9 protein-coding genes are annotated in these 19,571 nt (G+C 39.2%); 1 reads left to right on the top strand and 8 read right to left on the bottom strand.

The window, feature by feature from the left end:
• Nucleotides 1-12: 12 nt before the first annotated feature.
• The 3 genes from ACKWBX_RS02570 to ACKWBX_RS02560 form a co-directional block, all read right to left on the bottom strand.
• Nucleotides 13-1,536, bottom strand: a complete 1,524-nt coding sequence (locus ACKWBX_RS02570; protein ID WP_413967079.1) for a DUF1501 domain-containing protein — start codon at nucleotides 1,534-1,536, stop codon at nucleotides 13-15.
• Nucleotides 1,537-1,551: 15 nt separating this feature from the next.
• The gene (locus tag ACKWBX_RS02565) at nucleotides 1,552-4,773 is read right to left on the bottom strand and encodes a DUF1553 domain-containing protein (protein WP_413967078.1); all 3,222 of its coding nucleotides are present in this window, start codon (nucleotides 4,771-4,773) and stop codon (nucleotides 1,552-1,554) included.
• Between the two features lie 119 nt (nucleotides 4,774-4,892).
• Nucleotides 4,893-6,101 carry a DUF6786 family protein gene (locus ACKWBX_RS02560; protein WP_413967077.1) on the bottom strand — a complete coding sequence of 403 codons (1,209 nt, stop codon included), beginning with the start codon at nucleotides 6,099-6,101 and terminating at the stop codon, nucleotides 4,893-4,895.
• Nucleotides 6,102-6,135: 34 nt separating this feature from the next.
• Here ACKWBX_RS02560 and ACKWBX_RS02555 point away from each other — a divergent pair, with 34 nt between their 5' ends.
• Entirely contained in the window at nucleotides 6,136-7,008 is an 873-nt protein-coding gene (locus ACKWBX_RS02555; protein WP_413967076.1) for an AraC family transcriptional regulator, read from the top strand.
• Nucleotides 7,009-7,035: 27 nt separating this feature from the next.
• On the opposite strand, the gene ACKWBX_RS02550 is transcribed toward ACKWBX_RS02555, so the two are convergent.
• The 5 genes from ACKWBX_RS02550 to ACKWBX_RS02530 all read right to left on the bottom strand — a co-directional run bounded on the left by ACKWBX_RS02550 (nucleotide 7,036) and on the right by ACKWBX_RS02530 (nucleotide 19,543).
• Nucleotides 7,036-8,532: a sulfatase-like hydrolase/transferase gene (locus ACKWBX_RS02550; protein WP_413967075.1), complete on the bottom strand. Its 1,497-nt coding sequence runs from the start codon at nucleotides 8,530-8,532 to the stop codon at nucleotides 7,036-7,038.
• Nucleotides 8,533-8,534: 2 nt separating this feature from the next.
• Nucleotides 8,535-10,331 (bottom strand): arylsulfatase, encoded by a 1,797-nt coding sequence (locus tag ACKWBX_RS02545; protein WP_413967074.1) that lies wholly within the window; start codon nucleotides 10,329-10,331, stop codon nucleotides 8,535-8,537.
• Between the two features lie 8 nt (nucleotides 10,332-10,339).
• Nucleotides 10,340-14,602 (bottom strand): hybrid sensor histidine kinase/response regulator transcription factor, encoded by a 4,263-nt coding sequence (locus tag ACKWBX_RS02540; protein WP_413967073.1) that lies wholly within the window; start codon nucleotides 14,600-14,602, stop codon nucleotides 10,340-10,342.
• Between the two features lie 25 nt (nucleotides 14,603-14,627).
• Nucleotides 14,628-17,945, bottom strand: coding sequence for a VCBS repeat-containing protein (locus ACKWBX_RS02535; RefSeq protein WP_413967072.1), 3,318 nt, complete (start codon nucleotides 17,943-17,945; stop codon nucleotides 14,628-14,630).
• 74 nt (nucleotides 17,946-18,019) lie between these two features.
• A complete protein-coding gene (locus ACKWBX_RS02530) occupies nucleotides 18,020-19,543 on the bottom strand; it encodes a RagB/SusD family nutrient uptake outer membrane protein (RefSeq protein WP_413967071.1) in 1,524 nt (507 codons plus the stop codon).
• Between the last annotated feature and the right edge of the window lie 28 nt (nucleotides 19,544-19,571).

Here is a 19,571-nt window from a genome sequence, read left to right as displayed (position 1 = left end):
TAGTTCTAAATATTAGGCTAGTAAATCTTTCATGACGTGCCCGTGAACATCGGTCAAACGATAACGACGTCCTTGATGTTTAAAGGTAAGACGTTCATGGTCAATACCAAAAAGATGCATGAGCGTAGCATGAAAATCATGCACATGTACCGGGTCTTTTACTACATTATAGCTAAAATCGTCCGTTTCCCCAAAGGTGAAACCGGGTTTCACTCCGGCACCCGCCATCCACATTGTGAATGCTTTGGGATGATGGTCACGACCATAATTTTCTGGTGTTAATTGCCCCTGTGAATATACGGTACGGCCAAATTCCCCGCCCCATACGACCAAGGTATCCTCTAGCATACCACGTTGTTTCAAATCTTTTATCAATGCTGCATTGGCTTGATCCGTTAATTTACATTGATTTCTAACACCGCCCGGACAATTACCGTGTTGATCCCAACCTTGGTGGTATAATTGCACGAATTTTACATCTTTCTCCAATAGTTTTCTGGCCATTAAGCAATTGGCGGCATATGTGCCCGGATCACGGCTGTCTTCGCCATACATATCAAAAATATAATCTGGCTCGTCAGATGTGTCCGTTACTTCAGGCACCGAAGTCTGCATGCGAAAAGCCATCTCATATTGTGCCATTCGGGCACTAATTTCCGGATCTCCATACACATCATGCTGTACATTATTAAGTTTCCCTAGATAGTCCAACATGTTCCTACGGTTATGACCATCATAATTCTCCGGGTCACTTAAATAGAGTACGGGATCTTTTCCCGACCTAAACTGTACGCCTTGATGTTCCGTTGGCAAGAAACCATTTCCCCATAAACGGGAGTACAAAGGCTGCCCGCCCATGTTTTTGGTTACCAAAGTAATGAAAGTAGGTAAATTGTCATTGTCGGACCCTAGTCCATAACTCAACCAAGCCCCGATTGAGGGGCGACCTGGCAGTTGATTACCCGTCTGCAAGAACGTAATGGCAGGATCGTGGTTAATGGCATCGGTCTGCATGGATTTTATGAAACAAAGGTCATCTACAACCTCTGCGGTATAAGGCATTAGTTCACTTACCCAAGTACGTGATTCTCCATATTGTTTAAAGTCCATAATGGAAGGAGCGATCGGAAACACCGTTTGGTCTGCGCTCATGCCGGTAAGCCGCTGACCTTGTCTGACCGAGGGAGGCAAATCTTGACCGAACATATCTCTCAATTTCGGTTTGTAATCCCACATATCTATCTGTGAGGGACCTCCACTTTGAAAAAGGTATACGATACGTTTGGCTTTGGGCAAATGATTTGGTAATCCCAGTCGGTTTTTATTATAGGATTTTAGAAAGGCATCCGCATTACCGGAATTGATATCTCCCTTTACGGAACCAAAAACCTTATCGGCATTTAACAATGAACCCATTGCAAGAGCTCCTAAGCCCAGAGAACTTTTGGTGAGGAAATTTCTCCTATCCATTTGTCTTTCAACCTGCTGCAAATCCTTATTAGTGGACTTTATTATTTTATAGTCATGACTACACATAACATATTGTATTGTTTATCTTTTTGTTATCGTGGCATCGGAATTCATAATGGTACTAGCAACAATTGCATTTGCGGCAATCAAAGCCCTATCCTCATTCTTTGAAATCCTAAATTCCCCTGTGTTCAACCAACCTTCCATCTTTGATGGGTTTTTGGTGAAATCAATATATTCATCCTTTTGGAGCCCCTTCAATATCTGTAATTCATCATTACGAATGCTTCTTCCCGTAAGTTTTTTGAAAACCTTGCCAATACCTTTTTCCAAGTCGTCCGCATCCATCATCTGTTTTCCTAAAACCCGGGCAGCTTCGATATAGGTTGGATCGTTCAATAAGACAAGTGCCTGTAACGGCGTATTGGTTTCTTGCCTACGGCTGGTACAGATTGCTCTGTCCGGCGCATCAAAAGTGGCCAAAGTAGGATGTGGCACGGAGCGTTTCCATACCGTGTACATGCTTCTGCGGTACAATTTATCCCCAGTATCCTCTTGATAGGCCATACCATTTACCTTCCACAGCCCTTCCGGTTGGTATGGTTTAACGCTTTCCCCACCTATTTGCCTTTGAAGTAGACCAGATGCCACCAAAGCATTGTCCCTGAGCATTTCTCCTGTCAACCTTTTTGCAGGTCCCCTTGCCAATAAGCGATTTTCCTTATCCATTTCCATCTGTTTTTCAGATGCTTTTGAAGATTGTTGATAGGTACTGGACATTACGATTCTCTTTTGCAGCGCTTTCATGTCCCAACCAGAATTCTTAAACTCCAAGGCCAACCAATCCAACAGCGCTGGGTGACTTGGCATTTCTCCTTGATTACCAAAATCTTCCGAAGTTTTTACAATACCTTTTCCAAAGAAATATTGCCAAAATCTATTGGCGGCCACTCTAGCGGTCAATGGATTTTCATCATGAAACAACCATTTGGCCAGTCCCAACCTATTCTTTTCGAAATTCTCCGGCATGGGCAGTACCGCTTCTGGCGTATTTGGAAAAACGGAATCTGTACGCGCATCATAAACCCCACGGTCCAAGACAAATGCCTGCACAGGTTCCGGCATTTCTTTCATGACCATTACTTCCTGTATTTTTTCCACACTGTCCACGTACGCTTTTCGCAATTTTGCCAATCGTTGATATTCCTTATCCGCTTTACTGGAGACGACACTATGATAATAATCCTTCAACAGTGATTTTTCCACTGATGTTAATTTTGCGCTTGGTTTATCCAAAAGCGATGTAAGGCCATCTTTTTCCGCTAATTGTTGAACCTCCAATCCAGAAAGTTCTTTACCAAAGATTTTGATTTCGTCTATAATGCTCCCTTTTATCCCTTTGCCCCGTAAGCGCGCACCCAACTGAAGTCCCGGTTCCTTTTCTCTCCTAAAGAGGATATCCTTGTACAAATTATCCGATATTACTTCTGTATCCCACTCTTCCCCGTTTACGAACAGTTTGTATCCCGAAGCCATACTTGACCCATCATAAGTTATGGAAAGATGAATCCACTTGTCCTTGGGTATTGTTTTTTTGGAAATTTCGGTGATGGCATTATCCGGGGCCGTATGTGCCATCATTAATTCTAATTTATCTTCTACGATACGCAAATGATACCCGCGCCAGTTATTCAAAATGGCTCCATCACCTTTATGAAAAATATTACCATCTGTAATATCTGCCGGAATCTTTGCCCAAAGTCCAATGGAAAAGGCATCGTTTCTTCCAAAGACACCTACTTGTTTTAAATCTAGCCATGTATCACCATCCAAAAGAATACCATCTCCTTTTTTGCCATCTGCAGATACTACCTTTTGCCCCTCAGTGTACTCGCGCTTCATGGTTCCTTTCTGACCTGAATTTAACGCGTTCCCAAGATGCTTATTTTCAAGTTTGTAGTGCGCAATTAATTTATCCTTTGGACTAGAAGTGGGAAGGGAGGCATATTTGTTTTCGTTCAACCATACCTCAAATTCCGTGTCGGCAACTTGCGTTTCAATCTTCTCTATATTGGCTTCCGTATCCTTGATAATTCCATCTATGTAAGCCATCATCTTATCCTCTTCTTCCGAAGTAAGTAACATTGTGGGAACGGGCATAGCATCATTCCACGAAATTTGCCCGGATTCATTAATGTTATTGAAGTAACTGGTCAACTCATAAAAATTCTTTTGGGAAATAGGATCATATTTATGGTCATGGCACCGAGCACATGCAACGGTAAGCCCTAAAAATGCCTCACTGAACGTGCTGGTCCTGTCCACGGCATATTCTACCAAAAACTCTTCGTTAACGATGCCGCCTTCCATATTTTGGGGGTGGATACGATTAAATGCCGTAGCAAGTTTCATTTCACGGGTAGGGTTTTCCATAAGGTCACCTGCCAATTGCCATGTCACGAATTGGTCGTAGGGCATATTTTCATTAAAGGACTTGATTACCCAATCTCTCCACGGCGACATGTCTCGGTAACGGTCCACGCTATATCCATGTGTGTCCGCGTAACGCGCTAGATCCATCCAGCGTAATGTCATTTGCTCACCATAATGTTCCGACGCCAAAAGACGATCTACCTGTTTTTCATAGGCATTGGGCGAATCATCATTCATAAATGAATTTAACTCTTCCAGTGTTGGGGGCAATCCGGTCAGATCAAAGGATAATCTTCTTAAAAGAGTTTCCCTATCTGCTTTTTCATTCGGTTCCAGACCTTCTACCGCCAATTTGACCAGTACGAAATTGTCAATGGGATTTTCTGTTTTTCCGGTCTGCGCTACTTTAGGTGGTGCCGTGTTTTCCGGTTGCAGAAATGCCCAGTGATCTTTATACTCCGCACCATCCTCGATCCATTTGATCAACATTGCTTTTTCATAGGCGCTAAGCGTAAGATATGATTCGGGAACGGGCATTACCAGTTCAGGGTCATCGCTCAAAATCCGGGCAATACTTTCGCTTTTACCGGCATTTCCGGGAAAGATGCCATATTTACCAGGTGAATTAGGAAGTTCCGAAAAGGCAGTCTCCGGAGAGTGTAATTGTAAACCCCCGGAAATCTTAGCTTCATCCGGACCATGGCATAAATAACATTTATCGGAAAGGATGGGTTTTACATGTTGATTAAAATCGATATTTTCCGGTAGCTTTTCATATGCAAGTTTTACATCTTCCGGCATACTGGGACCACCGCAAGAGGCCAATATGAAAAGACTCAAAAGACCTTGAACAATACTATCTAAACGCATAAATACCTGACAATTAAACGAAAACAAATATAATTTTTTGAATGCTCAAATCTTTATACAAATCAGTCCATGTAATGTATAAATCCGATTTTTTCTGTCAAAACGACTATTTTTTTTATCTAAAACCGAGATTCAATCGTTCTTAAATCTATTCCCAAAAGCTGTTTGGCCAGTGTATCCAAGTCTTTCCTGTTTCCTTTAAAATGAAAAGTTTTATGCGTATAGACATTCTGTTCATTATGCTTCAATATTTTTGCTCCGGCAGCACTTTCCAGCTCAAAAAAAGTAGGACCGGATGCATTTGAGGCATTATTATAGGAATTGACCACATCTCCGCCATAAAGATCATCTATATCTTTCTCCATACTGCTCAAAAAATTGGAGCTTTTATCAAAATCAAAAGTGATAATGGTCAGCACCTTATTCTTTGCATCATAATTTCCCATTATCGCTACCGTATTATTTTTAGGCAGACCAATTTTGCTTCTAAAACTACCATCGGTTTTAAAAAAAACGATATTATCTTTTACCATGACCCTATCCTTCCCAAAATCGTTCAGATATTTTCTTATTTCCAATGGATTTTTTTCGGAAAGCTTAACAGGGAATACGGCCGTAGATTTATCATTCCCTTTAAACATTCCCAGAACCCACGGAGCAATAAGTCCATCTTTTTCCAACCAATCGGCACCTAAGTTCGTTATTGTATTTTCAGATTGAAACCCCACCGAAGAAACGGTTTTTAGCAGTTTTGTATTCAATTGATCTTCAATCTCTTTTCTTGAAAAAATCGTGATTTCACGGTCAATTGCAATCTCAAAGGTTGTTCCTATGTTATTTTTGACACTAACTTTTTTTCTGAAATGAGCAGTATTCTCTGTAGTATCAACAAGTGCATAAGGTGATGCATCAAAGGATTTTGGCACATGCCAATTATCCCCTTTTATCTCCTTTTGGTCATAAAACAAAGTATACTTGCTGCCCAATGGGCCCAACCAAAGCCTATCCTCTCCCCCATATGGATTTCCTCCTGCCGCTATTTCATTTTTAGCGATAAAATCGTAATTCAAATAACCGTGACTAAGCCCATTGCGTTCTTGAGCGGTACTCGTCATTACACGTGCTTCAAAAGCGGGTACAATCATAATGGCCGAAGCTTCGTTTTTTAAAACAATCGGCTTTTGATATTTTTGTACAAAAGCGATATCCTCTTGAAAGTTGTTTTCTCTAAAGGAAGCACAACTACTTAATTTTAATAGGAGTGTTACAGCTATAAAACCACTTATGAAGCTTTTATTGAAAATTGTATAAAACCTATATAGTGTCATTTGTTACTTTTACTTCTATAATATCGGAAAAAATATGCATCCCATACAAAATGAACTAAACTCTTTAAGGCTTACCCTTCTGAATACAGCCTATGCCAAATTAGGGAAAGAATGGAATTATGACAATGTTATAAGCCCTTTCACAAGGATGTACTACATTACAAAAGGAAGCGCAACCGTTCATCACAGCAATCAAACTTTTTTACTAAAACCAGGTCACATGTATCTTATTCCGAGCTATAGCTATAGCCGTTATAGCTGCCCCGATTACCACGAACAATTTTACATTAGCTTCTTGGAAGAAATTGCGAACGGACTTTCTATCTACAACCTGAAAAATTTTAGATATGAAATTGAAGCGACAGAAATTGACCAATACTATTTTGAAAGACTTCTAACGTTAAACCCTAAAAGAGGACTTACGCATGGCGACCCTAAAGTATATGACAACAGACCTACCCTAATGGGTTTTGTAAAAGAGAACGAATCCCTTCCGGCCCGAAAATACATTGAAACACAAAGTATTCTGGGCATTCTTTTATCCAGGTTTATAGAAAACGGAAAACAGCATGTTGCTCCAATAAAAAAAGGGCTTGCCAACGTCCTAAGTTATATAGGCGAAAACCTTCATAGAAATTTGACGGTCAAGGAGTTATCGGTTTTTTGCCATTTGAGTACGGATCATTTTTCCCGGATTTTCAAGGAGACCTTTGGTGTTCGCCCAAATGCCTATTTACAGGCTAAAAGAGTAGAGCGCGCGCAATTGCTTTTACTTACAACAAACAATTCCTTAGCCCAAATAGCTTCTAAAACAGGGATGAGTACGGTTTCTTATTTTTCAAGAACATTTAAAAAAGTTACCGGGAAAACCCCGGGAAACTTTAGAAAGGAAAGATTAACGGTCTAACTGTTGTTCAATGTTGAAAAATCGATTTTATTTTGGCCGACAATCAGAAATATCCAAAGGGTCGTCTAGTTCTTTTTGAAGCTGTACCAAGTCACTAAAAAGATTGGCGATTTTCTCATTATATGCCGAGTTTTCAGCTAAATTGTTCATCTCCTCAGGATCATTCTTTAAATCGAACAGCAACAATTTTTTCAATTTAGGATAAACCAATAATTTATAACCGTCCTTGCGAATCATTCTTTGGTAATCCACATAGCCATTATAGATAGCTTTATAATTACTTTCTGTCCGGTTTCCATTTGCCAGATCAAGTACACTATTAAAAAATACGTAATCCGGTTTTTCTATCCCAGCCAATTCTAAGCTAGTGGCCATGGCATCTTGCAAATAAATATCCGCATCTATCTTTTTGCCTTTTGGAATATCCGGCCCGATTATAATAAACGGTGAGCGAATACTATGATCAAACTGGGACTGCTTTCCCAATAGGCCATGCCTGCCCATAGCAAGACCATGGTCCGAAGTAAATATGACATAGGTATTATCCATTTCCCCAGTAGCGACCAGACTATCCCATATTTCGCCTATTTGCTTGTCCAGATGTGTAATGAGTGCGTAGTATTCTCTAATGTGCATTTTTATGGCATACTCGGTCCTTGGAAACGGTGCCAATGCTTCATCTCTCAAATTTTGACCGTTTCCTATGCTATCCTTGAAAGGATACATGGGCAACCAGCTCTTTGGAAGGCTAATTTTATCCAAAGGATACATATCCAAAAAATCTTGAGGAGCCTGCCTTGGATCGTGCGGTGCATTGAAGGCCAAATACATAAAAAAGGGTTTGTTGCTCGTTTTGGCTTTTTTAATATAGCCTAAAGCGTCATCCTTTACTATTTCACTCCAATGTTTCCCACCTTTCCAATAACCACCAAATTTCGGGTCTGAAGGTGACCATGTAGTATCATTCTCGGATAACGGCCTATTATAGCCTACTGGCATCAACGTTGCCGGATTCACATCCGTACCTTTGATAGCTTTGAATTTAGCTGCCTGTACTGTATGTTCCCAAGCATCATCTGGCATTCCTGGCCTTACGTGAGCTACATTTTGGAAAATATTCGATGCCTTCGCATCAACATGCCATTTTCCTGTCATGTACGTTTCATAACCGGCATGTTCCATTAGCTTTCCCCAGGATTTTTCGGTTTGTCGTTGTCCGTTTACCCAATTCTGACGAAATTTGTCCGCTTCCCATACACTACGCCCGGATATCATCATGGCACGTGAAGCGGCACAAACAGCACCGTTCCAAGCGCCCATGTTGTAGGCGTGGGTAAAAGTGGTTCCATTCGCTACCAATTTGTTCAAATTAGGCGTATGGATTTCGGTATTGCCAAGTGCATTGATAGCTGTATGGGTCATATCATCTACAAAGACAAAGACAAAATTGGGTTTTTCCTGTGGCTTTTTAGTTTTACAACCAAATAGAACAATGGCTAAAAAAACTATAGGCCATCTATACATTCCTACAATTTTTCAATTTGCGTAAAATATGCAGGAACAAGTTTGTTATCAGCAGTCTTAAAGTTACTTCTGAGTTTATAACTTCCCTTTTGCAGGTCTCCCTCAAGTATTACGAAATCCTCCTCAGCATCTACTTTTCCATTAAGAACAACATCTCCTAATACAACTTCTGCACTGGAAAAGTCAAATACTTTTCCTTTGGGCAAGGCATCTGTGTAAGCTGTAGCCGGTATTTCCTCCGTAGTAGCGTTCAAGGCCAATTTAGATTCAGGTGGGTATCTATATAATTTGAATCTATACCGCCCATCCTCTTTGACCGTTATACTATAATATCCATCGGGATAAGATTCTCCTTCCCGTATCTGCACCTGATTCCAAGGAATGGTATAGTCCTTTGTGGTATGCATGTCGTGTATTGTCACCATTACCGGATTCGCCTCGGCATATCCCAATGGGATTTCTGCATATTTAATGTCCGATTGAATACTTTTCCACCAACTTTCGTAGAAAGCCTGCATTTTTTTGACCCTTTCAGGGTATTGCTCGGCTACATCATTTTGTTGGCCGATATCTTCTCTTAAATCGTAAAGCTCTTTATTGTTGACCAAACGCCATTCCCCGTCCATGACGCTAGGGTTTCTATACTTTTCCGGCAATTGATTTCGCTGTGTATCTATTATCAACATTCTATCCGCGTCTTTTTTGCCTTTTAACGTAGCTGCCATATTTGTACCGTCCAAGGTTTTTTTCGCTGAAAAGGGGATGTCCGCAAGGTGTGCTAAAGTTGGAAGTAAATCTACGTGCGCCATTAAATCGTTATTAGTGGTTTCTTGCTGAATGTCCCCATCAGGCCAACTGATAAAAAAAGGCACTCTGTGCCCTCCTTCATAATGACTGGCCTTTACGCCTCTTAGGCCGCCATTATATCCCAAAACTTCTCCTGTCTTTGACGTTTTAAATCCTCCGGCGGTACCATTATCCGAAGTAAAGACAATAATAGTATTATCAAACTGATCCGTAGCCTTTAGATGCGCCACCAATTTTCCAAAATTATCATCTATGTTGGAAATCATTCCATAAAAACGCTTCTGAACCTCATCCAAAGGAGCGGACGCATACATTTTAGCATATTCTTCCGGAACATTGAAAGGACTATGGGCCGCATTCAATGCCAAATACATAAAAAACGGTTGGTCTTTCCTGGTTTTTGTATACGCTATCGCTTCATTGAACCAAACATCCGTACAATAACCGTTTGTTTTTTCAGGAATTCCGTTTCTAAAATAAGTGTCGTCAAAATAATCATTGTTCCAATAATCAGGTGTTTGCTGTACGCCTCCCCCTCCAAGATAAAATGCTTCTTCAAAGCCTCTATCTTGAGGTCTAAAAGGATAGTTGTCCCCTAAGTGCCATTTCCCGAGCATACTTGTGGCATATCCGTTTCGCTGAAAGACTTCGGGCATGGTTTCCTCATCGTCCAAGAGAATAGAGCAGCCGGCTATGGTATGCCATGCATTATTTCTATTTGCATTTCTACCCGTCATGATAGCGGCCCTTGTTGGCGCACAGGTCGTCCCCACATGAAAATTGGTCAGTTCTAATGAATTTTTCGCAAACTCATCCAGATGTGGTGTTTTGATGATTGGGTTGCCATGGTGACCTATGTCGCCATATCCTTGATCATCCGTTAGAATAATAATTATATTAGGTTGTGTGCGGGCTTTCTCTATTTCTTTTTTATTATTTCCAGCACAGGAAATTGCCAGTACCGTTAGAAGGATAAGTGATTTTTTTTTCATTTTGTCTTTTATATATGGAAGGCTTTTTTCTTGTTTTTCATTTTGGCAACGTACTCGCTCGGAATTACACCGAACTGTTTCTTAAAGCATTTTGAAAAGTAGGATGCCGTATTAAATCCGGTCATGTACATAATCTCCTTTACGGAATAATCACTTTGGTCGAAAAGCTGAACAGCTCTTTTAAGTCTAATGTTTCTGATAAACTCACTTGAGGAAAGCCCTGTTATTTCCTTGAACTTTAAATATAGATTACTACGGCTATGCCCCATTTCCTTTACTAGCATCTCTACATTGAAATCCGTATTCATCATATGTTTTTCTACAATGCGAATAGCTTGCCGCAAAAATAACTCATCAGTAGAAGTAACCGTAACTTCTTTTGGTTTTAAATTTATTTCACGATTAAAACGTTTACGAAGCTCGTCACGCTGTTTCATGATATTATTCAATTTTATTTCAAGCAATTCCATGTCAAATGGTTTTCTAATGTAATCATCGGCCCCGTTCTGCAATCCTTGAATTTCACTTTCCTGGGAGGATTTTGCCGTAATCATCATAACCGGAATATGACTTGTGGTGGATTTTGTCTTTATTTTTTCACAAAACGTCATACCATCCATTACGGGCATAACAACATCGGTCAATATGACGTTTGGTAGAATACTCAAAGCCAAATCATATCCTTCCTGACCATTTTCCGCCTCATAAATGGTGTATTTTTCCTCAAGCGTATTTTTAATAAAAGAGCGAATATCCTTATTGTCGTCCACAATCAAAAGAACGGGTAATTTTGGTCGTTTTTGAGAAATGTTCTCATCTACGATTTCGTCGTTTATGCCGATTGCAAAAGATTCGGCCTCAGAAGAGCGCATTTTAAAATCACCATCGGACTCTTCTTTAATGGTTATTGTTTCTATGTTCTCGTATGCTTCTCTATTTATTGGAAGAGAGACAATGAAATTGGTTTCTTTATCGGGCTCACTTACAACTTCAATTTGCCCTTGATGTAATTCCACAAGATTTTTTACGAAGGACAGTCCAATACCAGCACCATTTAAGTTTTGTTCGCTACGGTCTTTTTCCATGTAAAACCTTTCGAAAATTTGCCCTATACTCTTTTTTGGAATACCGATGCCAGAATCTTTTACTTGAAGTACTACATGGCCCGAGACATCTTTTTCCAATTTTGGGTTGTATTCCTGCATATATTCCTCCCCTGTTGTTATTTCTAAACATACATGCCCAAATTTTGGAGTAAACTTAAAAGCGTTGGACAACAGGTTATTCAATATTTTTTCCAAGGCTTCATGATCAAACCATGTATATAATTTGGAATTTATTGAATTTACAGTGAAGTTAATGGATTGCTTATGCGCCAAGAACTGAAAAGGCTCTCCCACCTCTTTGACGAATTCTGTTATATCCGTATTACGGACGACCAAACTCATTTTACCCTGTCCCATCTTTCTAAAGTCCAATAACTGGTTCACAAGACGCATCAAGTAATCCGTGTTCTTTTGCATTAAGCTGTATTGTTCTTTCAGTTTATCAGGGCCGAGCTTATGTCCCTTTTTTTGCAAATATTCCAGCGGTCCTTTTATTAGGGTAAGAGGGGTTCTGAATTCATGGGAAATGTTAGTGAAGAATTCTAGCTTTATCTGTTGCATCTCTTCAGATTTTTCATTCTGCAAATGCTCCAATTCCAATTGATGTTTTTCCGTAGTGGTAATGAACGTATAGCGCCAAAACATCCATAACAAACCTATTCCCAACAAACTGTAGAAAATATAAGCCAGTGTAGACCTCCAAAAAGGTGGAGTTATCGCTATTTTGATCTCACTAGGGGTCTGGTCCCAAATCCCATCATTATTGGAGGATTTTACTTTAAAAGTGTAATCTCCAGGGCTTATATTAGTGTAGGTAGCAAAACGCTTGTCAAATGTTGTGGAGACCCAATCCGAATCAAAACCCTCTAGCATGTAAGCAAACTTGTTCTTTCGAGGGGCGGCATAATGCAAGGAAGCGAACTCAAATGAAAAACTATTGTCTTGATATCTAAGTTCTATTTCCTGCGTTTCACTAATATTCTTGTCCAAAATCGTCTGTCCTTGAATATTGTCCCCAACGCTTAGACTCTTGTTAGAAATTGAAAAATTCGTAATAACAGTTTCCGACTCGTAGCTATTTTCCGTTATATTCTCCGGATAGAAGGCATTAAACCCGTTGATTCCTCCAAAGAGCATTTGCCCATCTTCACGTTTTAGACATGCCAATTCCTGAAACTCGTTGCTTTGCAGGCCGTCATCAACATCATAATTCTTAAATTCTTCGGTCTTCATATTAAAACGGGAAAGACCTTTGTTAGTGGAAACCCACAAATTTTCACTGTCGTCCTCTAAAATTCCCTTTATAATATTATTCGGCAACCCGTGCTTGCTGGAATACGACACAAACTCATCTGCCTCACCATTTTCTCCGGGAATGTATTTATTTAAACCGCCACCAAACGTTCCAATCCACATGTCTTTATTCTTGCTTTCATAAAGTGCCAAAATATAGTTATGGGCAAGTGATCTGTTATCCTTTGGATCATTCTTAAATACTTTAAAGGACGGTCGTTTTTTATAGCGTTCTTTTTTGGACAACATACATAAACCGTCCCCGGTCGCAATCCAGATATTATGTTCACTATCCTCAAAAATATTTCTTATGATATCACTGGATATAGAATTTGGATCATTATGGTTATATGTAAAAACATCCTTTATATAGTGTCCGCTATTATCATCGTTACGCCACCTATGTAATCCATTCCCATACGTTCCGATCCATAGGTCTTTATCGCTATCTACACAAATTGTGAAAACACTTCTTGAAAGTGGCAGTGCTTTTAAATCAGATTCCTTTATGTTATCAGGATCGGTAATATCCAAACTAAAAAGACCGGGACTACTTTCAGCTCCAATGAACAGGGTCTTTTTCCCATTATTTTCTAGCTCCGCAATAGCAAAAGGCATGGGTATGCTCTGAAAATTCTCAAAACCTATATAAGTATTATTATCTTTTTTTGCTGGAAGCATATTGAGTCCACCGCCTTCTGTCCCTATCCATAGGGTTCCGTTACTATCCTCAAAAATGGATCTGATCTTATCATAGCTGAGACTCTCGGAATCCAGACTCTTTCTTATATGGGCAAACTGTTTTCTAGAAGGATCAAATTTGCTTACTCCGCCGCCGTTAGTGCCTATCCAAATGATACCTGTTTTATCCAAATAAAGGGACCTGATTACATTTTTGCTGATACTATTTGTCTCTCTAGGGTTATAAGTGAACCTATTTACCAAAAAGGGTTCATCTTCATTAGGATAATTCTCAAAATAATACAACCCATTGGTAGATCCCACCCAAATATGATTATGAAGGTCCAATAAAAGACAATTGAACTGCCCTTCTTTTAATTTGACCATTCTTTCGGGACTTTTTGGTGTCTGCATGTAAAGGCCATCATCCGTTGCCAAAATAAGTTTCCCCGAAGCATCTTCCACAAGACCCCTAACGGAGACCCTTGGAATACCTAGTGCCTTGTTTATTAATCGAAAATAGTTATTACCTCCGGTATCCCTTGAAAGTTTATACACCCCTGCGGCCCCACCAATTAGTAATTGTCCCTTGCTATCTTCATAAATGGCATCAATAGATTGGATAGTATTTGATGCTATCATGACCTCTTGTTCGAGATTAAATCTGTGAAAAACCTTTTCTTCCTTCGTTTTTGAAAGGTCCAACATATTTATTCCCCTATCGGTCCCTATCCACAATCTATTTTTAGAGTCTTTATAAAGAACTCTTATATGATTATTATCCAAACTCTTTGAATCATAGGGATCATTCTTGTAATAGTCGAATTCTTCCGTATCGGAATTAAAAAAATTAAGTCCATTTCCCGTAGTTCCTATCCACAAATTACCATCATCATCGCCTTCTACGGCAAAAATCAGATTACTATTTATAGCATTTGATTTTTCAGGATCAGGATTGTATATCGTAAAAGCATAACCATCATATTTATTGAGCCCATCATGCGTCCCAAACCACATAAAGCCAAGATGATCCTGATAAATACTATTTACATCACTTTGGGAGAGTCCATCATCTGTAGTGATATTTTCAAAGATGATATTCTTCTGAGAAAATGAGAATTGCATAAGAAAAACAATGGCTGAAATACTTAAACCAGCTTTAATTGCTTTTGTATAAATAATATTTCTCATCCTTTGCTATAAATTTTAAAATAATTTATTTCTTCTTTAAAATAAGAAGTTTAAGCGGGCAATTATTGGCGGCCACTAAAAATCCTATTCCTGCACTATTTCCTAATTTAATGGATTTTATCTCTTTTATTTCGCCTTTCAAAAATAGCCCAGAATCTTCAGGTTTAACTATACTTATCTCCTTTGAACCTCCAAGTAGAATGGTTCCTATACCAGCATCATTGCGAGGTGTTTCCACTTCCGAATTAAAAAGGTTGCCACCCATCATAATATCCGGAAAACGGTCATTATTATAATCAAATACTTCTAAAGCATTAATTGATGATAATTGAGTCTCGTTTGGCAATCTATGCATTTCAAAAGAACCATTATCCATCCTTTCCAGCCAATAATGAGCAAACGTAGTGGCCTTATAATGTAAGGAATTTTTCAACATATATTCCCCGTAGATATCATTTAAATCAGCGTTTGCGAAAGATTCAAATGTTTTAAATCTTTTTTTAATCGCCGGAACCTGTTCTGAAGAGCATTCTCTGCCTCTTAACGGTAAATTTCTATTTTTTTTCTTGTAACTCAATACAATATCCGAACTTCCATTTTCATCAAAATCATTTGCATAAACCTCGAACGGGTTTTTTGCAGAAGCTTTATATTTATAGTTTAGGCCAAGATTACCGGCTACGTAATCCATATCTCCATCATCATCCAAATCCGCCTTTTCCAAACCATACCACCAGCCTGTTTTTTCCTTCAGCCCATAATTATCCGTTACTTCAGTGAAAGATGCGCCATTGTTTTTAAAAAAACGTATGGGCATCCATTCTCCCGAAATAATTAAATCTGTATTTCCGTCTAGATTAAAATCATCCCAAAGCGCCGATGTTATAAGACCGGCCTGCTCAATATTCGGGGCAATTTCTTTGGTTACATCCGTAAATCTTAACTCGGTATCCTTACCGCCATCATTTCTTAAAATGGAACTTTTAGCCGGATATGGATAATGGCCAACGGAAATTCTCCCGCCAACAAAAAGGTCCAAATCACCATCATTGTCAAAATCTTGGGGAAGAACCACCTGTCCACTGGCATAATTATTAGGTAGACTATAAGTTGCTTTCACGAAACCTTTCTCCGTATTCAGATAAAGTCTGTCCTTATAATTTTCTTTAGAAATCAATTTATTGTTACCTCCACTGACTACATACAAATCTGAATCGCCATCGTTATCAGCATCAAAAAAAATTGCACCCGTGTCCTCATAGGAAGCATCTAACTCCCAAGGACCAGTGATCTTTTGAAATGTTGCCTCATTGTTTTGAACAAATAGCGCAGCCTTAAATCCCTTAGCATTACCGATAAAAAAATCTTGAAGCCCATCATTGTTTACATCACCAACAGCTAATCCTGGGCCCATCTTGGAATTTTGGTGTGGCAACAGCGGTTCAAATTTAAAATCGTCATATTTATCCTCCTTATGGATAAAATCTATTTTAGAATTAATAGTGATATCTTCAAAACGATGCTCTTCATTGGGCTTTTTTACAAGAGGATCAGAAATGTTTTCATCAAATTGAACTGTAACCAATTGATCTGCCTTAATATTGTTTAAAATCTGTCTTTGACCGTTCTTAGGCCATAGTATTTGTAGTTCTTCAACCATATCTTCCTTACCGAGCCCAAAATGCAATATAGGCTCTACGCTTGATTGATAACCTCTCGTAAGCGTGAGTTCTTGAAATTGTCTTGATCCACTGGTTTTAATGGAAACTTTTGCTCCCAGCGCAAAAGGGTTATGATTCTCACCTTTTAGTTGAATTTTCAAATAATGATTTGATTTTTGTTGGTTATTGTTAATATAAATAGAAGCCTTTGCATCTAAATTATTGATAACCAAATCCAAATCGCCGTCGTTGTCAAAATCCGCATATGCAAATCCATTTGAAAAACCTTTTTCGTCCAACCCCCATTCGTCAGTTACCTTGGAAAAAGACAAATCGCCATTATTTCTGTACGCGTAATTTGCAATAGGTGTACTGGGAAGTAATTTATAATTTGGTTTCACCTCTTTATCAAAGGGATTTCTATCATCATATACCTTATTGACATCATTATTGTTCACATCGCGCTTAACGCCATTGGTAATAAAAACATCCTTTAACCCGTCATTGTCAAAATCGGCGAACAAAGGGCCCCAGCTCCAATCCGTATTGGCCAAACTCGCAAACCGTGCAACGTTACTAAAATTTGGATGGCCATCATTGATTCCATTATTTAGCTGTAATGAATTTTGCATGTATTGGTAACCAAAACCCAAATCAATGGCTTCATAAAAAGTAGAAGGACTCATACTGGCCATGTTGGTTTTGGACCTTTTATAATCCTCTGCCGTCATATCAACTTGGATAATATCCGTTAGCCCATCATTGTTAAAATCAGCTGCATCGGCACCCATACCGAACATAGAGGTTTGTTCGGTAATATTTTTTACAACTTCGGAAAAAGTCCCATCTCCATTATTTTGGTAAAAGTAATCCGGAACATTAAAATCATTGGAAAGGTATAAATCTTTATAGCCGTCATTATTAAAGTCAGAGGCGACCAAACCCAACGTTAGTCCAAAATTTTGAACACCGGATGTTAGGGTAACATCAGTAAAAGTATTGTTGCCATTGTTACGGTATAAATGGCCAGAATAATGCATTGGATTGGATTGGATCAAATCATAATAAAACCAATTGCCCTGACTTACCGGTACCAAGGGATAATTAGCTACAAAAAGGTCTAAAAAGCCATCATTATCATAATCAAAGAATGTGGATTGAATAGACGTACTTTTATCAGCTATACCATAATTTTCTGCTTGTTCAGTAAATGTATTGTCACCATTATTAATGAAAAGTTGATTGGAGCTGTTTCCGAATACCTCGGAAACGCCAACATAAATGTCCAAAAAGCCATCATTGTTAACATCGGCCATTGTAGTGCCTGTATACCATCTACTATCGCCAGAGACCCCTGCTTTTTCCGAAATATCTTCAAATACTAGATTACCTTTGTTCAGGTAGAGTTTATTTGAAACCAGGTTACCGGTGAAATAAATATCTGTCAACCCATCATTATTGATATCTCCAACCGAAACACCACCCCCAAGATAGAGATATGGGAACGTAAAATAGTTAAGCGTATCATTTTCAATTATAACATTGGTAAAATCAATTCCGGAAACGGAGGCATCCAATAGCTCAAAGGCCATATCCGCTTTGGAAGTGTTCGTTTTGTTTTTATTTTCACATGACCAACAAAAAACCGATAAAATATATACACCCAAAAAAATACGGTACATAAATATTCTTCAAATTAATCGGCGACCCAATAATTATTGGGTCGCCGAAAAGTTATAAACTTAAACTAAACTGATTAATATCCTGGATTCCGCTGTAAGTTAGGGTTAATATCCAAATCCACTTGTGGTATATCCATATATTCCCTACCAGGTTGGTATGCTCCTACACCACCGCTTTCTGATTTTATACCGGGTATGTCAACGATACGCTCCTTCACCATATCCCAACGTAGTAAATCATAATACCTGTAATGTTCCAAGGCCAATTCCTTTACGCGTTCGTCCATAACATCTTGCCAAGTCATGCTTAAATCATATTCGGGCATATCGGCACGCGCACGAACAAGGTTAACAGCATCAACAGCTTCTTGTGTTGTAGGTGAACTGCCACCTTCCATAATGGCTTCGGCCAAATAAAGCAATACATCCGCGTAACGAATAACTCTCCAGTTCATATCCCCTCTATGAAACACGGCCTGTTCATTACCATCTTCAGCATCTGCAAAGACATATTTATTCCCATAAATATTCGTATCTCCCGGTCTTGCCTCTTGATACGTTAAATTCTTGTACGTTCTGGAACTCAACACCTGACCCTCATAGTTGGTCGTTTCGTCCGTGTCCCAAAATAATGTGTAGAATGCTCTAGGGTCTGTTTCTCCATTGACCGTCTGTTCATCCAAGAAAAGGTCTAAAGCCCAGTCATTGATACGCATACCATTTTGATTTGTAAAACCTTGTGGCGCAAAATCGGGTACTACAGAATTGGCTCGGCCGGTATTAGGTGCATCTCCTACCCAGCCAGTATTACCGTCATTAGACATTTGAAATTCAAAAACGGATTCCGTATTGTTCTCCGTACTGCTTCTAAAATTATCGCCGTAGTCGTCAACCAAACTATATAGACCACTATCCCTAATTTCACGAAGCACTGTCGCAGCTTGACCGTATTGTTCTGTAATCAGATAAACTTTGGCCAACAATGCGGATGCTGCACCCCATGTAGCACGCCCCAACTCGTTTTCGGAGCGAGTAGGTGGCAGCCAATCCCTTGCCTGTTCTAAATCTGTAACCAATTGGGCCCACACTTCATTAGGTGTCGCCTGAAATACCGAGTTGGCTTCTTCTACTGTCAATGGAGTAGTAATCAATGGTACGTTGAGCCAAAGATTTACAAAATCATGGTAAATAAATGATCTAATAAATAGTGCTTCACCCAAAATTGCATTTTTCTGTGCATCGTTCATTTCTATATTGGGAACATTGAACAAAACCTCATTTGCCCTTACAATGGCTTTCCAACCTTCTTGCCAGCTTACACGTACTGCCGCAACATCCGAAGTACCTTGGAACCTTCCTGGTGCAGTTCTCGCAGAAATTGCAAAACCGTTGATGATATCATCTCTGTAATCCGATGCAAAAACAAACATCCGTCCATAAAACTGTACACCGGTTATTGGGCTATAGGCTCCGATAACACCACGTTCCGCATCTTCAGCAGTCTGCCAAAAAGTATCCGGAGTAATAGAGTTTGGATTTACCTGATTCAAAAGATCTTCTTCACATCCAAAAATTACAATTAATAATAGGCAGCTCATAAAGCCCCACTTTTTTCTTTTTATGTTC

Source organism: Maribacter algae, assembly GCF_047345745.1.
Classification (GTDB): domain Bacteria; phylum Bacteroidota; class Bacteroidia; order Flavobacteriales; family Flavobacteriaceae; genus Maribacter.
The sequence above is the reverse complement of the archived record's forward strand: the minus strand, read 5'-3'. Positions and strand labels throughout refer to the sequence as shown.